General features: G+C 63.4%; 1 protein-coding gene. It reads right to left on the reverse strand.

From position 1 onward, the window contains the following. Window positions 1-617 (reverse strand): RelA/SpoT-related domain-containing protein (locus D3H34_RS33465; protein WP_147400634.1); only part of this gene is annotated, 617 nt, incomplete at both ends.

The raw sequence follows: 617 nt of genomic DNA on the forward strand, positions 1-617 counted from the left end.
CGCGCGGTTTTCACGAAGCCAAGCCAGGCCGGGTTGGGGCGCGCGTTCTCGGCAGTGACGATCTCGATCACGTCGCCGCTCTTGAGTTCGGTGCGCAGCGGAACGTCTTCGTTGTTGATGCGCGCGGCGGTCGCATGGTTGCCGATCTTGCTGTGGATGGCGTAGGCGAAGTCGACCACGGTGGCGCCGCGCGGCATGGCCATGATTTCGCTCTTGGGCGTGAACACATAGACCGCGTCGGGGAACAGGTCGACCTTGACGTGGTCCCAGAACTCGGTCGCGTCGCGCGTTTCGTTCTGGATGTCGAGCAGCGATTGCAGCCATTGGGTGCTCATCTGCTCGGTGTCGCCGGGGCGCTGTTGCGCCTGGTAGAGCCAGTGCGCGGCCACGCCGGCTTCGGCCACGATGTGCATCTCTTCGGTGCGCATCTGGAATTCGATGCTCACGCCCGAAGGGCCGACCAGCGTGGTGTGCAGCGACTGGTAGCCGTTGTTCTTCGGAATCGCGATGTGGTCCTTGAACTTGCCGGGCACGGGCTTGTACATCTGGTGCAGCACGCCCAGCGCCGTATAGCATCCGGTGAACGAAGGCACGATGACGCGAAAGCCGTAGATGTC

The organism is Acidovorax cavernicola (assembly GCF_003581445.1).